21 protein-coding genes are annotated in these 23,707 nt (G+C 54.5%); 18 read left to right on the top strand and 3 right to left on the bottom strand.

All coding sequences use genetic code 11. The annotated features are described in order from the left end of the window. Positions 1 to 7 precede the first annotated feature (7 nt). Positions 8 to 766, top strand: coding sequence for a phospholipid-binding lipoprotein MlaA (gene mlaA, locus SGBXF1_RS17090; RefSeq protein ID WP_037423640.1), 759 nt, complete (start codon positions 8 to 10; stop codon positions 764 to 766). 113 nt (positions 767 to 879) lie between these two features. Here the strand turns inward: mlaA and fadL are convergent, their stop codons facing one another. Beyond that, positions 880 to 2,157, bottom strand: coding sequence for a long-chain fatty acid transporter FadL (gene fadL / locus SGBXF1_RS17085; protein ID WP_037423637.1), 1,278 nt, complete (start codon positions 2,155 to 2,157; stop codon positions 880 to 882). 407 nt (positions 2,158 to 2,564) lie between these two features. Between fadL and SGBXF1_RS17080 the strand changes: the two genes are divergently transcribed. The 4 genes from SGBXF1_RS17080 to sixA all read left to right on the top strand — a co-directional run bounded on the left by SGBXF1_RS17080 (position 2,565) and on the right by sixA (position 7,418). Then, entirely contained in the window at positions 2,565 to 2,861 is a 297-nt protein-coding gene (locus SGBXF1_RS17080) for a YfcZ/YiiS family protein (protein ID WP_073963470.1), read from the top strand. Positions 2,862 to 3,053: 192 nt separating this feature from the next. Then, the gene (gene fadI / locus SGBXF1_RS17075; RefSeq protein ID WP_037423635.1) at positions 3,054 to 4,364 is read left to right on the top strand and encodes an acetyl-CoA C-acyltransferase FadI; all 1,311 of its coding nucleotides are present in this window, start codon (positions 3,054 to 3,056) and stop codon (positions 4,362 to 4,364) included. Then, positions 4,364 to 6,529, top strand: a complete 2,166-nt coding sequence (fadJ, locus tag SGBXF1_RS17070) for a fatty acid oxidation complex subunit alpha FadJ (RefSeq protein ID WP_186427243.1) — start codon at positions 4,364 to 4,366, stop codon at positions 6,527 to 6,529. Before fadI ends, fadJ begins: the two co-directional genes overlap by 1 nt. Before the next feature lie 406 nt (positions 6,530 to 6,935). Continuing rightward, positions 6,936 to 7,418, top strand: coding sequence for a phosphohistidine phosphatase SixA (gene sixA / locus SGBXF1_RS17065; RefSeq protein WP_037423629.1), 483 nt, complete (start codon positions 6,936 to 6,938; stop codon positions 7,416 to 7,418). 65 nt (positions 7,419 to 7,483) lie between these two features. Here the strand turns inward: sixA and smrB are convergent, their stop codons facing one another. Beyond that, a complete protein-coding gene (gene smrB / locus SGBXF1_RS17060; protein ID WP_037423626.1) occupies positions 7,484 to 8,014 on the bottom strand; it encodes an endonuclease SmrB in 531 nt (176 codons plus the stop codon). 170 nt (positions 8,015 to 8,184) lie between these two features. Between smrB and prmB the strand changes: the two genes are divergently transcribed. From prmB to SGBXF1_RS17030, 6 genes are all read left to right on the top strand, one after another. Then, positions 8,185 to 9,117, top strand: a complete 933-nt coding sequence (prmB, locus tag SGBXF1_RS17055) for a 50S ribosomal protein L3 N(5)-glutamine methyltransferase (RefSeq protein ID WP_037423765.1) — start codon at positions 8,185 to 8,187, stop codon at positions 9,115 to 9,117. Between the two features lie 62 nt (positions 9,118 to 9,179). Continuing rightward, entirely contained in the window at positions 9,180 to 10,265 is a 1,086-nt protein-coding gene (gene aroC / locus SGBXF1_RS17050) for a chorismate synthase (protein WP_037423623.1), read from the top strand. Positions 10,266 to 10,270: 5 nt separating this feature from the next. Then, the gene (gene mepA, locus SGBXF1_RS17045; protein WP_130381552.1) at positions 10,271 to 11,098 is read left to right on the top strand and encodes a penicillin-insensitive murein endopeptidase; all 828 of its coding nucleotides are present in this window, start codon (positions 10,271 to 10,273) and stop codon (positions 11,096 to 11,098) included. 128 nt (positions 11,099 to 11,226) lie between these two features. Further along, positions 11,227 to 12,027: a sulfite exporter TauE/SafE family protein gene (locus tag SGBXF1_RS17040; RefSeq protein ID WP_037423619.1), complete on the top strand. Its 801-nt coding sequence runs from the start codon at positions 11,227 to 11,229 to the stop codon at positions 12,025 to 12,027. Between the two features lie 62 nt (positions 12,028 to 12,089). Beyond that, a complete protein-coding gene (locus tag SGBXF1_RS17035) occupies positions 12,090 to 12,638 on the top strand; it encodes an elongation factor P hydroxylase (RefSeq protein ID WP_037423617.1) in 549 nt (182 codons plus the stop codon). Positions 12,639 to 12,669: 31 nt separating this feature from the next. Beyond that, entirely contained in the window at positions 12,670 to 12,951 is a 282-nt protein-coding gene (locus tag SGBXF1_RS17030) for a YfcL family protein (protein WP_037423614.1), read from the top strand. Positions 12,952 to 12,994: 43 nt separating this feature from the next. Here SGBXF1_RS17030 and mnmC read toward each other — a convergent pair whose 3' ends face one another. Beyond that, on the bottom strand, positions 12,995 to 15,016 hold the full coding sequence (gene mnmC, locus SGBXF1_RS17025) for a bifunctional tRNA (5-methylaminomethyl-2-thiouridine)(34)-methyltransferase MnmC2/FAD-dependent 5-carboxymethylaminomethyl-2-thiouridine(34) oxidoreductase MnmC1 (RefSeq protein WP_186427242.1): 2,022 nt from the start codon (positions 15,014 to 15,016) through the stop codon (positions 12,995 to 12,997). A gap of 170 nt (positions 15,017 to 15,186) precedes the next feature. Between mnmC and fabB the strand changes: the two genes are divergently transcribed. From fabB to SGBXF1_RS16990, 7 genes are all read left to right on the top strand, one after another. Beyond that, positions 15,187 to 16,401, top strand: a complete 1,215-nt coding sequence (gene fabB / locus SGBXF1_RS17020) for a beta-ketoacyl-ACP synthase I (protein ID WP_012146081.1) — start codon at positions 15,187 to 15,189, stop codon at positions 16,399 to 16,401. Between the two features lie 210 nt (positions 16,402 to 16,611). Beyond that, positions 16,612 to 16,833 (top strand): putative periplasmic lipoprotein, encoded by a 222-nt coding sequence (locus SGBXF1_RS17015; RefSeq protein ID WP_020827903.1) that lies wholly within the window; start codon positions 16,612 to 16,614, stop codon positions 16,831 to 16,833. 200 nt (positions 16,834 to 17,033) lie between these two features. Beyond that, positions 17,034 to 17,456, top strand: coding sequence for a hypothetical protein (locus SGBXF1_RS17010; protein WP_186427241.1), 423 nt, complete (start codon positions 17,034 to 17,036; stop codon positions 17,454 to 17,456). Between the two features lie 68 nt (positions 17,457 to 17,524). Then, positions 17,525 to 17,848, top strand: coding sequence for a copper-binding protein (locus SGBXF1_RS17005; protein ID WP_186427240.1), 324 nt, complete (start codon positions 17,525 to 17,527; stop codon positions 17,846 to 17,848). Positions 17,849 to 17,858: 10 nt separating this feature from the next. Next, complete coding sequence (locus SGBXF1_RS17000; RefSeq protein WP_186427239.1) at positions 17,859 to 19,118, top strand: TolC family protein; 1,260 nt, start codon at positions 17,859 to 17,861, stop codon at positions 19,116 to 19,118. Continuing rightward, positions 19,115 to 20,566 (top strand): efflux RND transporter periplasmic adaptor subunit, encoded by a 1,452-nt coding sequence (locus tag SGBXF1_RS16995; protein WP_186427238.1) that lies wholly within the window; start codon positions 19,115 to 19,117, stop codon positions 20,564 to 20,566. Before SGBXF1_RS17000 ends, SGBXF1_RS16995 begins: the two co-directional genes overlap by 4 nt. Beyond that, complete coding sequence (locus tag SGBXF1_RS16990; RefSeq protein WP_186427237.1) at positions 20,563 to 23,682, top strand: efflux RND transporter permease subunit; 3,120 nt, start codon at positions 20,563 to 20,565, stop codon at positions 23,680 to 23,682. Before SGBXF1_RS16995 ends, SGBXF1_RS16990 begins: the two co-directional genes overlap by 4 nt. Positions 23,683 to 23,707: the final 25 nt, after the last annotated feature.

Here is a 23,707-nt window from a genome sequence, read left to right as displayed (position 1 = left end):
GAAGAATATGAACTTTCGCCTGACTGGGCTGGCTTTCGCAACGGTGTTATTGGTGGGCTGTGCCAGCACGCCACAAGATGAACCACAAGGGCGATCCGATCCTCTGGAAGGATTTAACCGGACGATGTTCAACTTTAACTATAACGTCCTGGATCCGTACTTACTGCGTCCTGTCGCAGTGGCCTGGCGCAACTATTTGCCGATGCCTGCGCGTAATGGTATCAGCAATTTCACCTCCAACCTGGAAGAGCCAGCCAGCATGGTTAACTCCTTCCTGAAAGGTGATCCGTACAAGGGGATGATTCACTTTAACCGTTTCTTCCTCAACACCCTTCTGGGGATGGGCGGTCTGATCGACGTTGCAGGGATGGCTAACCCGAAACTGGCGCGCGAAGAGCCGAACCGTTTCGGCAGCACCTTAGGGCACTACGGTGTGGGTTATGGCCCTTACGTGATGTTACCGGGCTATGGCAGCTTCACCTTGCGTGAAGAGGGCGGTGACTGGGCAGATACTGTTTATCCGGTACTGAGCTACCTGACCTTCTGGATGTCTGCGGGTAAATGGGTGGTTGAGGGGATAGAAACCCGTGCCGAACTGTTGGATTCCGACGGCTTGCTGCATAACTCTTCTGATCCGTACTTGATGGTGCGTGAAGCTTATTTCCAGCGGAACGACTTCCTGGCGAACGGGGGATCATTGAAGCCGGAAATCAACCCGAATGCTCAAGCGATTCAGGGCGATTTGGACGAGATCGACTCGCAATAACCTCGGTTAGCGAATTAAAGAACCCGCCCTTTGGCGGGTTTTTTTATACGCTGCGGATAGCAGACAATAAAAAAGCGCCCCGAAGGACGCTTTTGGCTTCTGTATCGACAGGATTAGAAGCGATAGTTGAAGTTAGCACCATACAACCAGGCTTTACCTTCTGACTCGAAGGTATAAGGGCCTTCTTTGATGGTGACTTTCTGGCCGTGCATGTAGGAAATACCGACGTCAACCGATGCGTCTTTGTTGAACGCGTAGCTGGTACCTGCGCTCAGCCAGAAGCGGTCCTGATCCGGGATCGAGATAGAACGGTTTTGTGCCGGCACTGGGCTGTCATCAAAGGCGATACCGGTACGGAAGGTCCAGTTATCGTCGTAGAAGTAAGAAGTACCCAGTGCAATGCGGTAAGCATCTTTGAAGCCTTCGTGCTTCTCGAACAGTGTCTGACCGTTGTTGCCGGTGGCTTTCAGCTCCTGGAACTGACTCCAGCTGGTGTAAGCCATGCTGTAGTGGATAGCCCACTGCGGCGCAACTTTGTTATAACCTGAAATTTCCCACATTTCCGGCAAGTTCAGGGTCAGTGAGCCAGGGATAGTATTACCATCAGTGCCCCACGGTAGACCGGTTCTACCTTGCAGCGGGTTCAGACGGGATGGAATGCTGCTTTTGTAATCGCCGTCGAAGTCGACTTTCACTTCTGAACGGTAAGTTAAGCCATAACGGTTGTTCTCGTCCACTTCATACAGAATACCGGCGTTCCAACCGTAACCCCACTCATCGCCTTTCAGGTGGGAGATTTGAGTGTCAGCCGGCATACCGAGGGCTGCACCGCTTTCACCCGCATATCGCTCAAGTTTGGCTTTAGCATAAACTGCATCAAAGCCCAGGCCGAAGCTGAAGTGTTGATTGAGACGATAAGCCCCGCTCAGATTCAGGTTCACAGTGGTCAGGTCGGTTTTACCACCGTAAGCACCCGCGGTGTAACCATCGTTGAATTCGGTCGCCAAGCCATAGTTGCTCGTTACCGAACCGCCGACAGCAAACTGATCGTTAATCGGATGCACATAGTGCAGGTTAGGCACCCAAGCGGTAGGGGCGATGTTTTTAGAGTCCAGGCTAGCTCCTGAAGGTGACTTGCCGGTGATGTCCACGTCCGGATCGATAAACACCGCACCGATAGACAGCTCTGGGCGGGTGTACATCATCAATAGGGCCGGGTTGCGGCTGGCGGACGCCGCCGTATCTGCCATGGCGCCTTCGCCAGAATACGAACGTCCCAAACCAGCTGATGAAAACTCATTGAGCTGGAATCCTGCGGCAGACACGTTTGAAGAAATAATTGCCACTGCAGCTGCGAGAGCTGATTTAGTAAATAGGTTTTTCTGGCTCATGACCAAAACCTCATTTTATGTGTTTATTATTTAAACATGTTACATAAAGTAACAAGGAAGCGCGCGATTGTAGGGTCCGATCCCATTCAGACAAATCAGACCAGTGGCTGAATTATAGGTCCGACCTGTGAGAATGTTGCAACATTGTTTTTTAAATATTTCCAAATTGATATCAAAAGAGAGATCTGGCTAACAAAAAACCAGCTGTATATAACAAAATTCTTACCATTCCTTAGCAGACAACGATTTTCATTTGTGATTTCCATCACTTAAAACACCTATAAAAAGTAAGTGCTAGTGATCGGTTTCGTCGCAGAGTAAAATAAGCACAGAATCTTGTGTCTTTGCGCCAATCGTTAAATGGCAATTTGGACTCGCGTAATGGCGGTCCCTGAGGAGAATCAACCATGTCAAATTCGCTGAATAAATGTAGTGCCCAGGAAACTGCCGCCTGTTGCTGTGTCGATGTGGGGACTGTGATGGACAATACCGACTGCACCGCTTCCTACAGCCAGGTATTTGCTAATCAGCAGGATGCAGAAAAAATGCTGGCGGTGTTGACCGAAAAAGCCCGCAGCGTGGAATCTGACCCTTGTGACATCAGCAGTAGCATTAAACCGGTTGACGGTGGCGTAGAACTGGCGGCGGATTTCACCTTTGCCTGCCAGGCTGAAACCCTGATTTTCCAGCTCGGCCTGCGTTAATCACTGCTGTAAAACGGTGCGGGGTAAACCCGCGCCGCTGCCTTTCCCTTTATCCCCCCTTAGAAAGTTGCTCCTGCTCTCAGTTTTCACTTCTACCGGTTTGCCAAATGTAAACATTTGGTTAACAATGACCTCATCAGGTCAGACCTCTTTCTGGCCGTTGCGCTGACGTTATTTTTTTCAGGAGCGTTTATGAGTAAGGCACTGCCGTTGGTGACCCGTCACGGTGACCGTATTGCTATTGTAAATGGACTGCGTACCCCCTTTGCCAAACAGGCAACCGCTTATCACGGTATTCCAGCGGTGGATTTGGGTAAAACGGCGGTGAGTGAACTCTTGGCCCGCAGCGGGATTGATCCGGCACTTATCGAACAATTGGTATTCGGCCAGGTCGTACAAATGCCAGAGGCACCGAACATTGCGCGTGAAATCGTGTTGGGCACTGGTATGAATGTGCAAACCGATGCGTACAGCGTGTCGCGCGCGTGCGCCACCAGTTTCCAGGCGATTGCCAACGTGGCGGAAAGTATCATGGCGGGCAGTATCAGTATTGGTATTGCCGGTGGCGCCGATTCATCTTCGGTATTGCCAATCGGTGTCAGCAAAGCGCTGGCGCGTACGCTGGTGGACGTCAATAAAGCGCGCACCCTGTCACAGCGTCTCAAGTTGTTCAGTCGATTGAAATTCCGCGATCTGATGCCCGTTCCGCCGGCAGTGGCAGAATACTCAACCGGCCTGCGTATGGGCGATACTGCCGAGCAAATGGCGAAGAGCCACGGCATCACCCGTGAAGAGCAGGATGCGTTGGCGCACCGTTCTCATCAATTGGCGGCCAAAGCCTGGGAACAGGGCCTGTTGCATGATGAAGTAATGACCGCGTATGTGCCGCCGTATCGCACACAAATCACCGAAGACAATAACGTTCGTAAAGACTCCAGTCTTGCTTCCTATGCGAAGCTAAAACCGGCCTTTGACCGTAAGCATGGCAGCGTCACTGCCGCTAACAGCACGCCGTTGACTGACGGTGCGGCAGCCGTGTTGATGATGAGTGAATCCCGTGCACAAGAGTTGGGCCTGCAACCCTTGGGTTATCTACGCAGCTTTGCTTTCGCCGCTATCGACGTGTGGGAAGACATGCTGCTTGGGCCGTCTTACGCCACGCCGCTGGCGTTGGATCGCGCGGGCATCGGCCTGGCTGACCTGACGCTTATCGACATGCATGAAGCTTTCGCCGCACAAACTCTGGCCAACCTGAAGATGTTTGCCAGTGACGAGTTTGCCCAGCAAAAACTGGGACGCAGCCGGGCGATTGGTGAAGTGGATATGGACAAATTTAACGTATTGGGTGGCTCGATCGCCTACGGCCACCCGTTTGCCGCTACCGGCGCGCGCATGATCACCCAAACACTGCACGAGCTGAAGCGCCGTGGCGGCGGGTTGGGGTTGACCACCGCCTGCGCTGCTGGGGGGTTAGGGGCAGCAATGATCGTAGAGGTGGAATAATGAGTTTTGAAAACGCATTGCACGAACAGAGAGCCAAACCCTCGGCCTTTCAGCTGACGCTACGGCCGGACAACATTGGTGTGATTACTATCGATGTGCCTGACGAGCGGGTGAATACGCTGAAGGCGGAGTTTATCGATCAGGTCAACGATGTATTGATTCGCGCACAGCAACACCCGGCCCTGGAAGGGCTGGTGATTATTTCAGGTAAGCCTGATTCGTTTATTGCCGGTGCGGACATCACCATGATTGCCGCATGCACGACGGCGAAAGAAGCAGAGGCGCTGGCGAAAAAAGGGCAAAGCACCTTGGCGCAGATTGCTGCGTTCCAGGTTCCGGTCGTGGCAGCGATTCATGGTGCCTGCCTTGGGGGCGGACTGGAACTGGCATTGGCCTGCCACAGCCGCGTCTGTTCACTGGATGATAAAACCGCGCTTGGCCTGCCGGAAGTGCAACTGGGGTTACTGCCGGGGTCGGGGGGCACTCAGCGTTTGCCACGCTTAATTGGTGCCAGCAAAGCGCTGGATATGATGTTGACCGGTAAACATATTCGGGCGCGTCAGGCGCTGCGCATGGGGCTGGTTGACGATGCTGTACCCCAATCCATTTTGTTGCATACCGCCATCGAACTGGCTAAGCAGGGTTGGCGGACCAAGCGCGACCTACCGTGGCAGGAACGTCTGCTCAATGGCCCACTGGGCAAGAGTTTGCTGTTCAGCATCGTGCGTAAAAAGACATTGGCGAAAACCCACGGTAACTATCCGGCGGCTGAGCGGATCATTCAGGTGGTGCGCACGGGTCTGGATCACGGCAACGCCAGTGGTTATGAAGCCGAAGCCCGGGCCTTTGGTGAACTGGCCATGACACCGCAATCGGCGGCATTACGCAGTCTGTTCTTTGCGTCCACTGCATTGAAGAAAGAACGCGGTGGCAATGCGCAGCCTCATGCACTTCATCGGATCGGTATTTTAGGTGGTGGCTTGATGGGGGGCGGCATTGCCTGCGTGACGGCCACGCGTGGTGGCCTGCCGGTACGAATTAAAGACGTTAATGAAACGGGTATTAACCACGCGTTGAAATACAGTTGGGATGTGCTCAGCAAAAGGGTACGTAACAAACGTATGCGTCCGGCAGAGCGGCAAAAACAGATGATGCTGATCTCCGGTTCAACGGATTACACCGGCTTTGAGCAGGTGGACGTGGTGATCGAAGCGGTATTTGAAGATCTTGCACTGAAGCAACAGATGGTGGCAGAAATAGAACAGCACGCTGCCCCACACACCATTTTTGCCTCCAATACGTCATCGCTACCTATTGGTCAGATCGCTGCTAAGGCGCAACGTCCAGACCAGGTTATCGGTCTGCACTATTTCAGCCCGGTGGATAAAATGCCGTTGGTTGAAGTCATCCCACACGTAACCACCAGCGAAGAAACCATTGCCACCACTGTGGCGCTGGCACACAAGCAGGGTAAGACGGCGATTGTGGTTGCCGATCGTGCAGGTTTCTACGTTAACCGCATTTTGGCACCCTATATAAATGAAGCCGCACGTTGTCTGCTGGAGGGCGAGCCGATTGAGTCGTTGGACAAAGCCTTAGTAGACTTTGGTTTCCCGGTCGGTCCGATAACGCTGCTCGATGAAGTCGGCATTGACGTTGGCACCAAGATCATCCCAGTACTGGTTGAACAGTTGGGACCGCGATTTTCTGCCCCCGCGGCCTTTGATGCCGTGCTGAAAGACGGGCGCAAAGGGCGCAAAAATGCCCGTGGTTTTTATCTGTATCCGAGCGAAGGTCAGCAACGTCAGCGAAACAAACGTGCCGATACGTCAGTGTATATTTTATTGGGTATTACCCCGAAATCACATCTACAGCAGGCAGTTATCGCCCAACGTTGCGTGATGATGATGCTGAATGAAGCGGCGCGTTGTTTGGATGAGGGAGTAATCCGCAGTGCGCGTGATGGCGATATTGGTGCCGTCTTCGGTATTGGTTTCCCGCCGTTCCTGGGGGGACCATTCCGCTATATGGATCAGCTTGGTGCCGATAAAGTGGTTAAAACGCTGGAGTACCTGCAGCGCCAGTACGGTGAATATTTTGCACCTTGCGAGCGCTTGCAGCGCATGGCGCAGCAGGGTGAACGCTTCTATCCGCTGGGGACGTGAGCGGCGCAGTGATGTGATTTGTACTAGAGTAGGATCAAGGATGCATTGTGATCGTTATCACTCCTTGGCACAACGGCAATCCCGGACCCTATACAGGGAGATAGGGACGAGGTAACGTAACCTGATGGTGGTGCGAAACTGGCCGCCATCAATAAAATTCATGATGGACAGGTTAAAATTTAACCTGTTGAATTGGTTGTTATGTGAGCGTCAAATTCAGAACAAGACGCCATTGATGTAAAAAACAGCGTTTTCTTTACGTGAACTTTCAGGCAAAATGCCCGGCCGCCATAAAGAGACGGCGCGTTATCGTTTCAAAGCTTTTGCTTTAGGGTTGTAAAACTCGGCGATACAGCACGCTCGGCGTTTCTGTATAGCGTTATTTTGTCAACAACAGCGGTGCAATATGCAAGTTTTGATTATGCGTCACGGAGAGGCGGCACTCGATGCGGCCAGCGATTCGGTAAGACCCCTTACTGTTTGTGGCCGTGATGAGTCACGTCAGATGGCGGCCTGGTTAAACACCAAGTCTGTGGATATTGAACGAGTGCTGGTCAGCCCTTATCTGCGGGCAGAACAGACGCTGGCTACGGTACGCGAAGCCTTAACGTTGCCGGCAAGCGAAGAAGTATTGCCTGAACTGACGCCGGGTGGGGATGCTAGTTTGGTAGGCAGTTATTTGCAGGTTCTGGCGCAGCAGGGGATCCACGCTGTGTTGATCGTCTCTCACTTACCGCTGGTGGGTTATCTGGTGGCTGAGCTTTGCCCGGGGGAATGCCCGCCAATGTTCGCAACCTCTGCGATCGCCAACGTTGATCTGGCGGCAGATGGCAGCTACGGTAAGTTCGAATGGCAAGTCAGCCCATCGCAGGTGATGGCTAAAGTGTAGGGCGCCGCAAGCCGGGGCCAAAACGAAAGGGCGATGTTTACATCGCCCTTTGTCATTTCTGCCGTTTACTCGGCCAGTTCGACCAACAATAAAATCGCGGCGGTACCGCCCCATTCTTTGGGGGCCTGGTGGAACACCAACACGTCGGGGTGCTGCGCCAACCACAGTGGGGTTTGTTGTTTAAGGATGTGCTTGCCGTGGCCGTGCATGACACAGGCACAGTGTACGTGTTCACGCTTGCAAGCGGCGATCAGCGCCCCCAACTCCTGCTTGGCTTGCATCTGGGTCAGCCCATGCAGATCGAGAAACAGCTCTGGCGAATAATCGCCACGGCGCAGTTTCTTCAATTCGAATGCACTGTAGCCTGGGCGCACATAGCGTGTTGGGCCTTCCTCTTCCAACTGTGGTTGGTATTCATCCGAGAAATAATAACTGGCGTCTACCTGTTCCTGTAGTAGGCGCTGCGGGGCAATCTGTTTGGTTTTTGGTTTGGGTTTACGGTGGACAATGGTGTCCTGACGCAGCTTTTTTGCGTCTACTACCGACTCTCTGAAGAGCTGCAATTCATCTTTGCTCAGAGGGTGCTTGTTCTTCATTTTTCATTCACCGGAAATCATTTATCGCGGTAGTTTACCGTGTCGCGGGTATCTGTCGACGCAAAATTCGCGCCAAAATGAAAAGCGCAAGCGGTTAGCGTGATTTGTCGCGGGCTTCATGGCAAACTATGCGGCTAAATCATGAATCACAGTGCCTGCCGGAGGGCAAATTGGACAAAATTTTCGTCGAGGAAGCAGTGAATGAACTGCACACCATTCAAGATATGCTGCGTTGGACGGTGAGCCGTTTTAATGCCGCCGATATCTACTATGGTCACGGAACCGACAATCCGTGGGACGAAGCGGTGCAATTGGTGCTGCCAAGCCTGTTCCTGCCACTGGATATTCCAGAGGACATGCACACCGCACGTTTGACCTCCAGCGAGCGCCACCGCATCGTTGAGCGCGTGATCCGCCGCGTCAACGAGCGTATTCCGGTCGCCTATCTGACCAACAAAGCCTGGTTCTGCGACCTAGAGTTTTATGTCGATGAACGTGTGCTGGTCCCGCGTTCCCCGATTGGCGAACTGATCAACGATCGCTTTAGCGCACTGATCCCACATCCGCCGAGCCATATTCTCGACATGTGTACCGGCAGCGGTTGTATCGCCATTGCCTGCGGTTACGCTTTCCCGGAAGCAGAAGTGGACGCAGTAGACATTTCCGCCGACGTATTGGCAGTGACCGAGCGCAATATTCAGGCGTTGGGTGTTGAACAGCAAGTGACTCCAATCCGTTCCGATCTGTTCCGCGACGTTCCCGCGATCCAGTACGATCTGATTGTCACCAACCCACCGTATGTCGATGCAGAAGACATGTCCGATCTGCCGCAGGAATTCCGCTTTGAACCTGAGCTGGGTCTGGCAGCGGGCAGTGACGGCCTGAAGCTGGTGCGCCGCATTCTGGCCTGTGCGCCGGATTACCTGAGCGACGACGGCGTGCTGATTTGTGAAGTGGGTAACAGCATGGTACATCTGATGGAACAGTATCCGGATATTCCGTTCAACTGGCTGGAATTTGAAAACGGCGGTGACGGTGTGTTCATGCTGACTAAACAACAGTTGGTGGATTGCAAAGATCACTTCAGCCTCTACCGCAGCTAAGCATTCTTCGGGCCTGCTTTGGCGGGCCCCACAAAGATAATAATTAAGGGTAAGGAGCCGCGATGGCAGGAAACAGTATTGGGCAGATTTTCCGCGTCACCACATTTGGTGAATCTCACGGTGTGGCGCTGGGATGTATCGTAGACGGTGTGCCACCAGGCATTCCGCTTACTGAAGCTGATTTGCAGCACGATCTGGACCGCCGCCGTCCGGGCACCTCGCGTTATACCACCCAACGCCGCGAGCCGGATCAGGTACGTATTCTTTCCGGTGTGTTTGAAGGCGTGACTACCGGCACCAGTATCGGGTTGATGATTGAAAACACCGACCAGCGTTCGCAGGACTACGGTGCTATCAAAGACGTGTTCCGTCCGGGACATGCAGACTACACCTACGAACAAAAATACGGTGTGCGCGACTATCGCGGCGGCGGCCGTTCTTCGGCGCGTGAAACCGCAATGCGCGTTGCAGCGGGGGCGATTGCCAAGAAATACTTACAGCAGAAATTCGGCGTGCAGGTACGCGGTTATTTAGCTCAAATCGGTGACGTAGTTTGTGAGCTGAAAGACTGGGAGCAGGTCGAACAGAACCCGTTCTTCTGTCCGGATCCGGATAAGCTGGAAGCGCTGGACGAACTGATGCGTGCACTGAAGAAAGAGGGCGATTCGATTGGCGCCAAAGTCAGCGTAATTGCCGAAAATGTGCCGGTCGGCCTCGGCGAGCCAGTTTTTGACCGCCTCGATGCAGATCTGGCGCATGCGCTAATGAGCATCAATGCGGTGAAAGGCGTAGAAATTGGTGATGGCTTCGCCGTCGTGACCAAACGTGGTAGCGAAAACCGCGATGAAATTACGCCGGAAGGTTTCCAGAGCAACCATGCGGGCGGCATTCTCGGCGGCATCAGCAGTGGTCAGGCGGTGATTGCACATCTGGCGCTGAAACCGACTTCCAGCATCATGGTGCCGGGTCGAACCATCAATCGCCAGGGCGAAGCCGTGGAAATGGTTACCCGCGGTCGTCACGATCCTTGCGTAGGCATCCGTGCGGTACCCATTGCCGAAGCGATGATGGCGATTGTGCTGATGGATCACCTGTTGCGCCAACGTGCGCAAAACGGTGATGTGGTTTCTAACGTTCCACGCTGGTAATCACCATGAAAAACTGGATGTTGGGCATCATTGCCCTGATGGCATCGAGCTCCGCCATGGCGTTGACGCCTTGGCAGAAAATTGATCACCCGGTTGCCGGTGCACCGCAGGCCGTGGGTGGTTTTGCCAACGGTTGTATAATCGGTGCGCAGCCGTTGCCGTTGAGTTCGCCGGATTATCAGGTGATGCGACCCGATCAACGTCGTTATTTCGGTCACCCTGATCTGCTGGCGTTTATTCAGCGTCTGAGCAATAAGGCGAACCAAAAAAACCTCGGTACGGTACTGATCGGCGATATGGCAATGCCGGCTGGTGGGCGCTTTAGTAGCGGTCATGCCAGCCATCAATCTGGGCTTGATGTCGACATCTGGTTACAGTTGCCGCGCCAACGTTGGAGTGCACAGCAATTGCTGAAGCCGCAGCCGATCGATTTGGTTTCCAGTGACGGTAAGCAGGTTGTTGCACGCCAGTGGCAGCCGCAGATTGAATCGCTGATCAAAATGGCGGCTCAAGATCAGGAAGTGACGCGTATCTTCGTCAACCCGGCGATCAAGCAGCGCCTGTGTTTAGATGCGGGTGCCGATCGTGACTGGTTGCACAAGGTACGCCCATGGTTCGGTCACCGTGCGCACATGCATGTGCGACTGCGTTGTCCGGCAGGTAGCCTGGAGTGCAAAGAACAGGATACGCCGCCACCGGGTGACGGCTGTGGCGCCGAGCTGGCAAGTTGGTTCGTTCCACATCAACCTAGCGCCAAACCGGGTAAACCGGTGCCGCCGCCATTGCCGCCTACCTGTCAGGCCTTGCTGAATAACCATTTCGCTGCGGAATAATAGACCCAAAGTAATTGGAGTTGCATCCAGACGGTAAGGGAATAAAGCCCGATGAGCTTACCTCAGTAAGTGATTCGGGTGAGTAAGTGCAACCAACACAGATGCGGCTTCAAGTCAGAGGGATATAAATGGATTGGTTCGTCGTTGGCCCCGAGATGCTCGCGGTTTTGTTTGTGGTGGCATTGCTGGCGGGCTTTATTGATTCCATTGCCGGCGGTGGCGGGCTGTTGACCGTGCCGGCACTGCTGGCGGTGGGGGTCCCCCCGGCGCAGGCGCTGGCAACCAACAAGCTACAGTCGGTGGGCGGTTCCTTATCCGCCAGTCTGTACTTCATCCGCCGACGAGCCGTTGATCTTAACGATCAAAAACTGACTATCCTGTTGGCGCTGATCGGTTCTGTCGCTGGGGCGATCCTGGTGCAACACATGCGCGCCGATTTGCTGCGGCAAATGTTGCCTTTACTGGTGATCGGCATCGGCTTGTACTTTTTGCTGACTCCGCGCCTGGGGGAGAACGATCGGCAGCGCCGTTTGAGCGCCTTGCCGTTTGGCCTGGTGGCCGGTGGCTGCGTGGGTTTTTACGATGGCTTTTTTGGCCCTGGCGCGGGTTCATTTTACGCGCTGGCGTATGTGACGCTGTGTGGTTTTAACCTAGCCAAATCGACCGCCCACGCCAAGGTACTGAACTTCACGTCCAACTTTGGCAGTCTGGTGTTGTTTATCATCGGCGGCAAAGTGGTATGGAGTATCGGTCTGGTGATGTTGGTAGGGCAGGTTCTGGGTGCCCGTCTTGGGGCACATATGGTAATGACCCGTGGGCAAAAGCTGATCCGCCCGATGATCGTCATCGTTTCGCTGGTGATGAGTTGTAAGCTGTTGTACGACAATCACGGTACAGAAATTCAGCAGTGGCTGGCGTTGCATATATAGTATGCCAAAAGCGCGGTTAGGGTATAATTACCACTTTAAATTTGTGGTCATTTGAGTCTTTTATGTCTGATACACACCAATATTCCCAACTGATTGATATCTTTAATCAGTGCTTTAGTGAAGATTACAATACCCGGTTGGTTAAAGGTGACGATGAGCCAATCTATCTGCCGGCCGACGACGAATTGCCGTACAACCGTATCGTCTTTGCTCACGGCTATTACGCCAGCGGTATGCATGAGATCTCACACTGGTGCATTGCCGGTGAACAACGCCGTAAACTGGTCGATTTCGGTTACTGGTATTGCCCGGACGGGCGCGACGCACAGACGCAAAGCGAATTCGAAGCGGTAGAAATTAAACCGCAGTCGCTGGAATGGATGTTCTGCGTAGCGGCCGGTTTTCCGTTCAATGTCAGTTGCGACAACCTGAACGGTGACTGCGAACCGGACCGCATCGCCTTCCAGCGTAAGGTTCGCGAGCGGGTGCTGTTGCTGTTGGAGCAGGGAATACCCACAAGACCTGCGCGCTTTATTCAGGCGTTACAATCGTTTTACAATACGCCACCGCTGACGGCTGAGCTTTTCCCCTATCCGGAAGATCTCAACTGACCGTCAGTTTGTTATTTAATGAGGAAATTTGATGATCGCAGAATTCGAAGCGCGCATTTTGGCGCTGATTGATGACATGGTAGAGCACGCCAGCGATGATGAACTGTTTGCCGGTGGCTACCTGCGCGGTCATCTGACGCTGGCGGTTGCTGAAGTGGAAGAACAGGGTGAGCACACCGCTGAAGCGCTGAAGGCACAGGTGGAAACTAGCCTTCATAAAGCCATCGCTGCCGGTGAGCTGTCACCACCGGACCAGGTGTTGGTGTACGGTATGTGGGAAAACCTGTACCAAACGGCATTGCCGACGGCCTGATCCAGTTTACAGGGCGCGATAACAGCGCCCTGTAAAACTGACATTAAACCGCACGTCCCTTCAGTAGTTTTCTTACCCACATTCGGTTCGGATTCAATGCCGCCAACATTTCTGCGTCGCCCGGCAAGGGTTCGCCGAACAGTTGCGCCGCCAAAATTTCCGCCGCCAGCGGTGCCGAACACAGCCCGCGTGAGCCTAATGCGCCAATAACAAACAGATTTGGATAAACCGGCGCATTGGCGATAGCTTCACCGCGTTGATGTTGACGTTGAAGATCCTGATATTGCGCTAGCGTGGCTTGATAGTCTGGTACTGCGCCGATCATCGGTAAATGATCGCGTGTGGCGCTGCGTACACCGCAACGGGCCTGGCGACCGCTGACATCGACCTCTCGGGGCCAGGATTGGTCTGGCAGGCAGCGTAGCAGGCGAGCGCGGTTGTCCTGCTGCTCTTCTTCGCGATATTCGGTGTCGGTTTCGCCACGCTGATAGCTGGCACCGATACAGTGCTGATGGTTATTGGCGTTAACCGGTGTCAGATAGCCGTCGTAACACAGCACCTGTTTCAATTCGCTCAGCGTTGGGGTAGTGGGAATATGGGAGACTTGACCGCGTACCGCATAAACCGGCAGCGCTTCACCTTGTTCCAGTTCGGAAACACGATGGCCGTTGGCCAAAATCACCGTCGCATGCTGTCGGGTTTCATTCTGACTAAAACTGAGCTGCCAACCGGTGTCAGTGGCGGTCAGCGTACTGAGCGCAGACTCATAATGGCACTCCAGCCCCTGGTGTTGTGCCAGCGCAATCGCATTGCGTGTCAGCTCGGCCGGGCACAGCCAGCCTCCCTGTGGGTAGTTAATGCCGCCAAAACCGCTGTCGATGCCGCACAAAGTGCTGAGCGTGGCGCGATCGGCTGGCATTGCCAGTGCCTGAGGCCATTCGACCGCCTGCATTTTTGCTATTTTTCCGGCACTCTTCTCGTCAAACGCTAACTGACTGACACCACACCACTGATGGTCAAATTCCACACCTTGTTGCACTAACGCATCGTACTGGCGGCGGGCAAAGGGGAAAGCAGCACTGAAAAAGTTTTCCAGAGCGTCACCCCGACCATTCAACAATGGATAAAGCGCGCCCTGTCGGTTGCCGGAAGCCCCCTCGGCGGGCCGAGGATCGGCGCAATACAGCGTAACCTTCGCGCCGCGGCGTAACAACGCAAGGGCGGCTAACGCGCTGGCAATGCCACCGCCGATGATCGCAATATCGTCGGTACTGTCCGCTGCCGGACGGAGTGACCAAGGGGAGGGATGCGTGATAGCGGGTGCATCGTCAGGCAGCTTGCCAATCAGCATTTCACGCTTTTGGCCGAAACCTTTGCTCTTTATGACTTCAAATCCGGCCTGTTGCAATCCGCGCCGCACGAAGCCTGCTGCGGTGAAGGTAGCAAGACTGCCGCCAGGTCGGGCGAAACGAGCCATTGCGGCGAACAGCTGTTCCGTCCACATGTCCGGATTTTTAGCCGGTGCAAAGCCGTCGAGGAACCAGGCGTCGATTTGGCGGTTCATGCTGGGGTCGAAGTGCGGCAATAACGCGTTGACGTCACCGAACCACAGGTCGAGTGTAATACGGCCTTCTGCCAACAGCAGGCGGTGACAGCCCGGTAGCGGCAGTGGCCATTGCGCACGCAGCTCATCGGCATAGGTTGCCAGCTCCGGCCAGCGTGCATGTGCAGCGGCGAGGTCGGCCTGTAACAAGGGGAATTTTTCAAAACTGATAAAGTGCAGCCGCTGCAACGTGGCGTTCGGCGCTGTCTCATGGAAGCCGGCAAAAGCCTGCCATAAGGTTAAAAAATTAAGCCCGGTGCCGAAGCCCGTTTCCGCCACAAGAAACAGGGGGCGGGGATGATCGATGAAACGTTGAGGAATGTGGTTGCCCTTAAGAAATACGTAGCGGGTTTCTTCCAGCCCATCCTGATTAGAAAAGTAGACGTCATCAAACTGTTTCGAAACAGGTGTACCCTGTTCATTCCAGGATAACGCTGCGGTTTGGATCGGGGCGTGGCTCACGGTTAGTTGCTCATAACTCAAGGGGTGACGGGATTCTAACGGTGCTGGCGCTATGGCGCAAACTGGATAAGAATAAAGCTGAAAAACGCTGATCGGACTTGTTCGGCGTACATCTGTACGCTAAAGTGCGATGCAAAATCCCGAATGTAAAATTGTGGAAGAGGTATTGAATGAAACGTGCAGTGATTACTGGCCTGGGAATCGTCTCCAGCATTGGTAACAACCAACAGGAGGTCCTGGCGAGCCTGCAGGAAGGTCGTTCTGGGATCACGTTCTCCCAGGAGCTGAAAGATTCCGGCATGCGTAGTCACGTATGGGGCGATGTTAAACTGGACACCACGGGTCTGATTGACCGTAAAGTCATGCGCTTTATGAGTGATGCGTCCGTTTATGCCTATCTTTCCATGGAAGAAGCCATCAAAGACTCTGGTCTGGCTGCTGATCAGGTTTCCAATGATCGCACCGGTCTGGTAGTTGGCTCAGGTGGCGGTTCTCCGCGCAACCAGGTTGCTGGATCTGACGGCATGCGCGCCAAAGGCTTGCGCGGCGTTGGCCCATATATGGTGACCAAGGCCATGGCTTCAGGTGTTTCTGCCTGCCTGGCAACCCCATTTAAAATTCGTGGCGTTAACTATTCCATCAGCTCTGCCTGCGCAACCTCTGCACACTGTATTGGCCACGCGGTTGAACTGATCCAACTGGGCAAGCAAGACGTAGTCTTTGCTGGCGGCGGTGAAGAACTGTGCTGGGAAATGGCCTGTGAGTTTGATGCGATGGGCGCTCTGTCCACCAGCTACAACGACACCCCAGAAAAAGCGTCCCGTACCTATGACGCAGCGCGTGACGGTTTCGTCATTGCAGGCGGCGGCGGTATGGTCGTAGTAGAAGAACTGGAACATGCACTGGCACGTGGCGCGCACATCTATGCTGAAATCATCGGCTACGGTGCAACGTCAGACGGCGCAGACATGGTTGCGCCATCAGGCGAAGGCGCGGTGCGTTGCATGAAGATGGCAATGCAGGGCGTTGACACCCCAATCGACTACATGAACGTGCACGGGACTTCTACGCCGGTTGGCGATGTGAAAGAACTGGGTGCTATCCGTGAAGTGTTTGGCGACAACACCCCGGCAATCTCCTCCACCAAGGCCATGACCGGTCACTCACTGGGCGCCGCTGGCGTGCAGGAAGCGATCTACAGCCTGCTGATGGTTGAGCACGGCTTTATTGCGCCGAGCATCAACATCGAAAACCTGGATGAGAAAGCCGCAGGCATGAACATCGTGACTCAGCCGACTCAACGTGAGCTGACTACCGTGATGTCCAACAGCTTCGGTTTCGGTGGCACTAACGCCACGCTGGTGATGCGTAAACTGCAGAAGTAATTCCGGCTCAAGGTTTTAGAATAAAGCCCGCTTATTCGCGGGCTTTTTGCTGTCTGCAGGCTTGGTGGGTTGGCCGTTCAGAGTTATCCCAAATTACATCTGCTGACGGATCATTAACGCTTTGTTCAGCCTTTTGGGCATACAATGGCTCCATAGCGCGATTATCACTCGGCGTAGCTTTTCAGAGTGGTCGAACATTGAGGCAATAGTATGAAAAAGTTAATTGCAGTTGGGTTACTGTCGGTCATTTTGGCTGGGTGCGCGACTGATTCACCTTGCGTACCGGTCTATGATGATCAGGGCCGTCTGGTGCACACCAACACCTGTATGAAAGGCACGACACAGGATAACTGGGAAACCGCAGGCGCTATCGCCGGTGGTGCGGCGGCGGTTGCCGGTCTGACGCTGGGTATTATCGCGTTAACCAAATAACCTTCCCATCGGTGAATTTACCCGTATAAAGCCCAGCTTCGCTGGGCTTTTTTGTCTGATGCCATGCCTGTTGATTGACGTCAATGTATTTTGGTTTCCCTCTCGTGGGTACACACCACTTTGTCAGCGGGTGTAAATTCCATTCCTGCACAAACACTTGGTCGATATACTCTCGCTATCTCATCTTCTGGAATCACCTGATGTCGGCGTTGGCGTCCATATCCTTATCCATGCATCGATTGCGCTTCGCTAAAAAGCGGGCCTGTGCATGGCTATTGGTCGTCAGTTGGTTGCTGCTAAATACTCAACTGGCGTTAGCCAGCCATAATTGCAACCTGCAGTTCAGTGGTGAAGCGCCCATGGCCCAGCATATGATGCATATGCAAAACAGCCTGCCTTCTTCAGAACAGATGCAAACTCAAGGCCCGCTGTGTGAGAAACATTGCGTACCTGAGTCAGCCCAACAGGATCACGCTAACCTGGCATTAGCCGCTTTGCCAGTCAGCAGCGAGTTGGCTGTCATTGCGCCTTCTCTGTCACTGTCTATCCCGTTTAACACCTGGCAAACACCCCCAATAACAGGCCCGCCGGCAGAGATCGTATTCTGCCGGTTCCGTGAATAGCTCTGACAACCGCTTTGCCGTCTCTGACGGTCATTCGTGTTTGTTAACTATTTAATGGAGTACCCGTTATGCGTAATTTATTTGCCGTTATACTGATCACCCTGTTTTTCTCCTCTGCTGCCAGCGCCGCTGATATGGCGATGCAACATTCTGCCGTAAAACCTAGCGTCGAAATCCACAGCCAGGGCGTAATCAAAGCCTGGGATGAGCGCAAGGTGTCCATCGCACACCAGGCCATTCCAGCGCTTAATTGGCCACCAATGACCATGAGTTTCCTGCTCCCTTCATCGCCTTCGCTCACCGTATTGCCGGTGGGAACTGCGGTCGACTTTAGTTTCCTGCCGATTGACGGCGGTTATCAGTTGATTGCTATCGCTGCCACGCGGCAATAACGGAGGCGTCATGACCATGATTATTTCTCACCCCTTGCGGGTGGGCTGGTTGCTGCTTGCCTGTTGGGCACCAGCCACCCTGGCAGCGGAGCTGACGCTGCAACAATCGTTGACGGCAGCTGAACGCTATTCAGCGGAACTTTCGGCCAATCGACATCAGGTAAATGCCCTGGAGAACATGGCGGATTCGGCGATGCAACTGCCTGATCCCAAGTTGAAGTTCGGTATTGAAAACGTGCCGGTACAGGGAGGAAATGCCCGGCGTTTCACCCGCGAAGGCATGACGATGGGGCGGGTCGGCATCATGCAGGACTATGTCAGCAACACCAAACGCCAGCGCAAGGCAGATACCTTGCGCGCCGAAGCCAGTCAAACGGACGCGGGCAGCGCAACTATCCGTGCCCGTTTGCAGCAGCAAACCGCGCAGGCGTGGCTGGAACTGGCACTGAGCCGACAAACCCTACGTGACGCCACTGCACTGGTTACGGAGAGTGAGCGGCAAATTGCCACTCAGCATGCCGGTGTGGCCGCTGGCGGTACTCCTGCCAGCGCGGTGTTGGATGCCAGGCTGACGCTGTTGGCCATGCAAGATCGCATCAGCGAAGCGCAGCGGGACGTAACGGTAGCGCAGGCGCGGTTGACGCAACTGACCGGCGTGGCGGCGACGGATACTTCCGGAACCATGCCACGTTTTGAACGTTTGCCTGCTGACAGTGACATATTGCGGCAGGGTATCAGGCAACACCCCGAAGTACTGCAAGCCAGCCGTGAGGCGGATGTTGCCAAGGCGCGTTCTGCGCAGTCAGAAGTAGCGGCAATACCGGATGTTGGCGTCGAGGTGTATTACGGCAAGCGTGCCGATGATTACGAGGATCTGGCCGGGGTGATGTTCACCGTGGACCTGCCACTTTTCCGCTCGCAACGCCAGGATAAGGACTACGCCGCCGATGTGTCTCGCAACATGGAGGCTAACGATCGACTGACGCTGCTGATTCGTGATCATCAGGCACAACTCGACACGCTATTGGCGCAGTACCAGGCGGCACAGTCGCAGTGGCAACGTCAGCAAAAGCAGGCAATCCCCTTGCAGCAACAACGTCTGACCTTGCTGTTGGCGCAATATCGCAGTGGTAAAAGCGACCTGTCAGCGGTGCTGGAAGCGCGACGTGCGTTGCTCGACAGTCGCCTCAGCGCAGGTAAAGCCGCTCGTGGGCTCGCTCAAATCTGGGCCGCCATCCGCTACCTCACCCCTCAGGAATCGATGCAATGAAAATACCCTTCAAGCTGGCGCTATTAGTTGCGTTGATTGGCAGTGGATTGGCCGGATACTGGTTTGGCTCGGTGGGTGAAACGACACCGAAAGAGAGTAAGAGCGAGCGACAGGTATTGTATTGGTATGATCCGATGATGCCAGCTCAACGCTTTGATAAACCGGGTAAATCCCCCTTTATGGATATGCAACTGGTGCCGCGCTATGCCGATGAAGCCGAAACGCAGGGCGGCGTGACCATCAGCGCACGCCAGCAGCAGAATTTGGGTGTTCGTATCGAGGCTGCGCAGCTACGTCCGCTGGATCCGCAATTTAGTGCCTTTGGCAGCGTAGCTACCGACGAACGCGGTATTCAAATTATTGCTGCTCGCGCCAATGGGCTGGTAGAAAAGCTCTATGTCCGTGCCAGCCAGCAACAGGTGAAGAAAGGTGAAGTGCTGGCGCAGTTGTGGGTACCGGACTGGAGTGCGGCACAGCAGGAGTATCTGGCGATACGCAAGCTGGGCGATACCGCGTTGACCGCGGCGGCACGCCAGCGGTTACAGTTGTTGTTTATGCCCGAGGCAGTGATTCGAAAAGTGGAGCGCACGGGCAAGCCCGAGCCTCGCGTTAGGATAGTGGCGCCGGAAAGCGGTTTCGTTAACAAGTTAACTGTACTTGAAGGCGCACAGGTGACCGCGGCGCAGGGACTGTTTGAGATAGCTACCCTCGACCCGGTGTGGATCGTGGCCGATTATCCGCAGGCGCAAGCCGGATTGTTGAAGGTGGGCGATAAGGTACAAGCCGCGTCCGCCAGTTGGCCAGGTGAAAGGTTCGAAGGTGAGGTGAGTGAACTGCTGGCCAATGTCGATCCGCTGACACGCACTTTTAAAGCACGCATTTTGTTGAGGAATCCACAGCAAAAATTGCGGCCGGGCATGTACCTGCAATTGACTCTTTCGCAGAGCCACGCGGGTAAACCGGTGCTGGCTATACCGCAAGAAGCGCTGATCGGCAGTGGCGATCGTAATAGGGTATTGGTTGCTGAAGGGAATGGGCATTTCACGCCGGTCGAGGTAGTCGCTGGGCGTGCACAGGATGGCTGGGTGGAAATCAAACGTGGCCTAAGTGCAGGACAACAGGTAGTGACCTCCGGCCAATTCCTGATCGACTCCGAAGCCAGTATGCGCAGTGCTTTGCCGCAGATGGCGGCACAAACCGACGTTAAACAGTATCAGGCTGAGGGGATCATTGAGGCACTCAATGGCGACACCATGACGTTGTCCCACGGACCTGTACCGGAATTGCAGTGGCCGGCGATGACTATGGACTTTGCCCTCCCATCGGGAGGATTGCCGGTCGGTATCAAATCGGGCGCCAAAGTGCAGATTCGCTTTACTGTCGACGACAGTGGTTCGCATATCAATCAGATCGTACCGATACGTGCTGAGCACGGGGGGCACTTATGATTGCTTTCGTGATCCGCTGGTCGTTACGTAACCGACTGTTGGTGCTGTTGGCCTCGGTGTTGTTGGCGGGCTGGGGGATATGGGCCTTACAGAAAGCGCCATTGGATGCCTTGCCGGACCTGTCCGACGTGCAAGTTATCGTCCGTGCTACCTATCCAGGCAAGGCACCGCAGGTGATTGAAGATCAGGTTACCTATCCGTTGACCACCACATTATTGACGGTACCAGGCGCCAAGACGGTGCGTGGTTTTTCCATGTTTGGCGATGCCTACGTCTACGTGTTGTTTGAGGATGGCACCGATCTTTACTGGGCACGTTCTCGGGTATTGGAATCGCTAAGTCAGGTGCAATCCTCATTGCCGTCGCAGGTGAAGGTGGCATTGGGGCCGGATGCCACCGGGGTTGGCTGGGTTTACGAATATGCTTTGGTCGATAAAAGCGGTAAGCATAGCCTGGCTGATCTACGGGCACTGCAAGATTGGACGCTGAAGTTTGAGCTAAAAACCGTCCCCAACGTGGCGGAAGTCGCCAGCGTGGGCGGTATGGTACGCCAGTATCAAGTGGTGCTGGATCCGCAAAGTTTGCGTGCGTTGAATATCACCCATCAACAGGTGGTGACTGCCATTCAGGATGCCAACCAGGAAGGCGGCGGTGCGCTGCTGGAGATGGGTGAGGCGGAATATATGGTGCGCACCTCGGGCTACCTGAGAAAACTGAGTGATTTTTCCAACGTGGTGATCACTGTACGTGATGGCGTACCGATCCTACTTTCTCAGGTGGCGACCTTGCGTGAAGGGCCGGAGATCCGCCGTGGCGTGGCGGAGCTTAATGGCGAGGGGGAAGTGGCCGGCGGTATTGTCGTGATGCGTTACGGCAAAAATGCGCTGGAAACCATTAACGCGTTGAAGGTGAAACTGCAGGAAATTCAGCAGAATTTGCCGCCTGGCGTAGAGATTGTGACGGTTTATGACCGTTCTCAGTTGATTGAGCATGCCATTGAAACCTTGTCCCATAAGCTGTTGGAAGAGTTTATCGTGGTGGCGCTGGTATGCACCTTGTTCCTGTTCCATTTCCGTTCGGCGCTGGTGGCGATGATTACACTGCCGCTCGGCATCCTCGGTGCCTTTGTGGTGATGCATTACCAAGAGGTGAACGCCAATATCATGTCACTGGGCGGGATTGCCATCGCGATTGGTGCCATGGTGGATGCGGCGATCGTAATGATCGAAAATATGCATAAGGTGCTGGAGCAGTGGCGACAGCGCCATCCCGGGCAGCAGCCGACATCGGCAGATTATTGGCGTATTTCAGAGCAGGCGGCGGTGGAGGTCGGGCCCGCACTCTTTTGCAGTTTACTGATTATCACCCTGTCCTTCATTCCGGTGTTCACATTACAAGCACAGGAAGGGCGGATGTTCTCACCGCTGGCCTATACCAAAACCTATGCCATGGCGGTGGCCGCCGGGCTGGGTATTACGTTGGTGCCGGTATTGATGGGGTACTTCATTCGTGGGCGTATTCCCGATGAGCATGCCAATCCGATCAACCGTTGGTTGATTCGTTTGTACCAGCCGGTGCTGGCGGCGGTGTTGGCGCGCCCGAAAACCACGCTCGGGGTTTCGTTACTGCTGCTGTTGTTGACCCTGTATCCGCTTAGCCGGTTGGGCAGCGAATTTATGCCGCAGCTCGACGAAGGTGATCTGCTGTATATGCCATCGTCATTGCCGGGCATGTCGGCGCGCGAGGCGAGCAGATTGCTGCAACTCACCGACCGGTTGATTAAAACCGTGCCGGAAGTGGCGACGGTATTTGGTAAAGCAGGGCGGGCGGAAAGCGCTACCGATCCCGCCCCGTTGACCATGCTGGAAACCACCATTCGTTTCAAGCCGCGTGACCAGTGGCGGGCGGGGATGACCATGGACAAGCTGGTGGCCGAATTGGACGCGGTGGTCAAGGTACCTGGCATTGCCAACGTTTGGGTGCCACCGATCCGCAATCGTCTGGATATGCTGGCCACGGGGATAAAAAGCCCGGTCGGTATCAAGGTCAATGGCAATAACATGGCCGATATTGAACGGATTTCCGGGCAAATTGAGCAGGTAGTGAAACATGTGCCGGGCGTCACCTCAGCACTGGCGGAACGTATTACTGGCGGTCGCTACGTGGATATCGATATCGATCGCCAGCGGGCGGCACGTTATGGCGTGTCGGTAAAAGAGCTGCAATCTATGGTGGCAACGCTGGTGGGGGGGGAAAACATCGGTGAAACCATCGAAGGGCGGGCGCGTTATCCCATCAATGTTCGTTACCCGCGTGAAGTTCGTGATTCGGTGCAGCAACTGCAGGCGTTACCGGTACTGACAGCCAGCGGTGGGCAAGTGCCGCTGTCTATGCTGGCTGACATACGGGTTACTGAAGGGCCGCCGATGCTGAAAAGTGAAAATGCCAGACTCTCCAATTGGATTTATGTTGACTTGCGTGGACGCGATCTTAAATCGGCAGTGGAAGAGATGCAGTTAGCTGTTTCACAGCAGGTTAAGTTACCTGCGGGAGTGTCGTTGAGTTGGTCAGGGCAGTTTGAATATCTGGAGCGTGCCAGCGCTCAGCTGAAAGTCGTGCTACCTGTCACGTTGATGATCATTTTCGTGCTGCTGTTTGTCACATTCAGCAGCGTGCGGGATGCATTACTGATCATGGCGACATTGCCCTTTGCACTGATCGGCGGCGTGTGGCTACTGTATTTGCTGAACTACAACCTGTCGGTGGCTGGTGCGGTGGGCTTTATCGCGTTGGCCGGCGTGGCGGCGGAATTTGGCGTGATCATGGTGCTGTATTTAAATCATGCGTTGGAGAAACACCGCCAGCCACGACAGCCGTTAACTCAACAACAGCTGATGGATGCGATCAGCGAAGGTGCTGTGTTGCGCGTTCGGCCAAAAGTGATGACGGTTGCCACCATTATGGCTGGATTATTACCGATCATGTGGGGCAACGGTGCCGGCTCTGAAGTGATGCGACGTATTGCTGCACCGATGATTGGTGGGATGCTTAGTGCACCCCTGTTGTCGATGTTGGTAATACCGGTGGTCTACTTGTTACTGCACCGCAAAGGATAATGGCGCGGGGGCGCGGTATTCTGCG

Source organism: Serratia grimesii (genome assembly GCF_900186025.1).
In the GTDB taxonomy this organism is placed as follows: Bacteria; Pseudomonadota; Gammaproteobacteria; order Enterobacterales; family Enterobacteriaceae; genus Serratia; species Serratia grimesii.
Note: the sequence above shows the minus strand (reverse complement) of the source record. Positions and strands in the feature narration are given on the sequence as shown.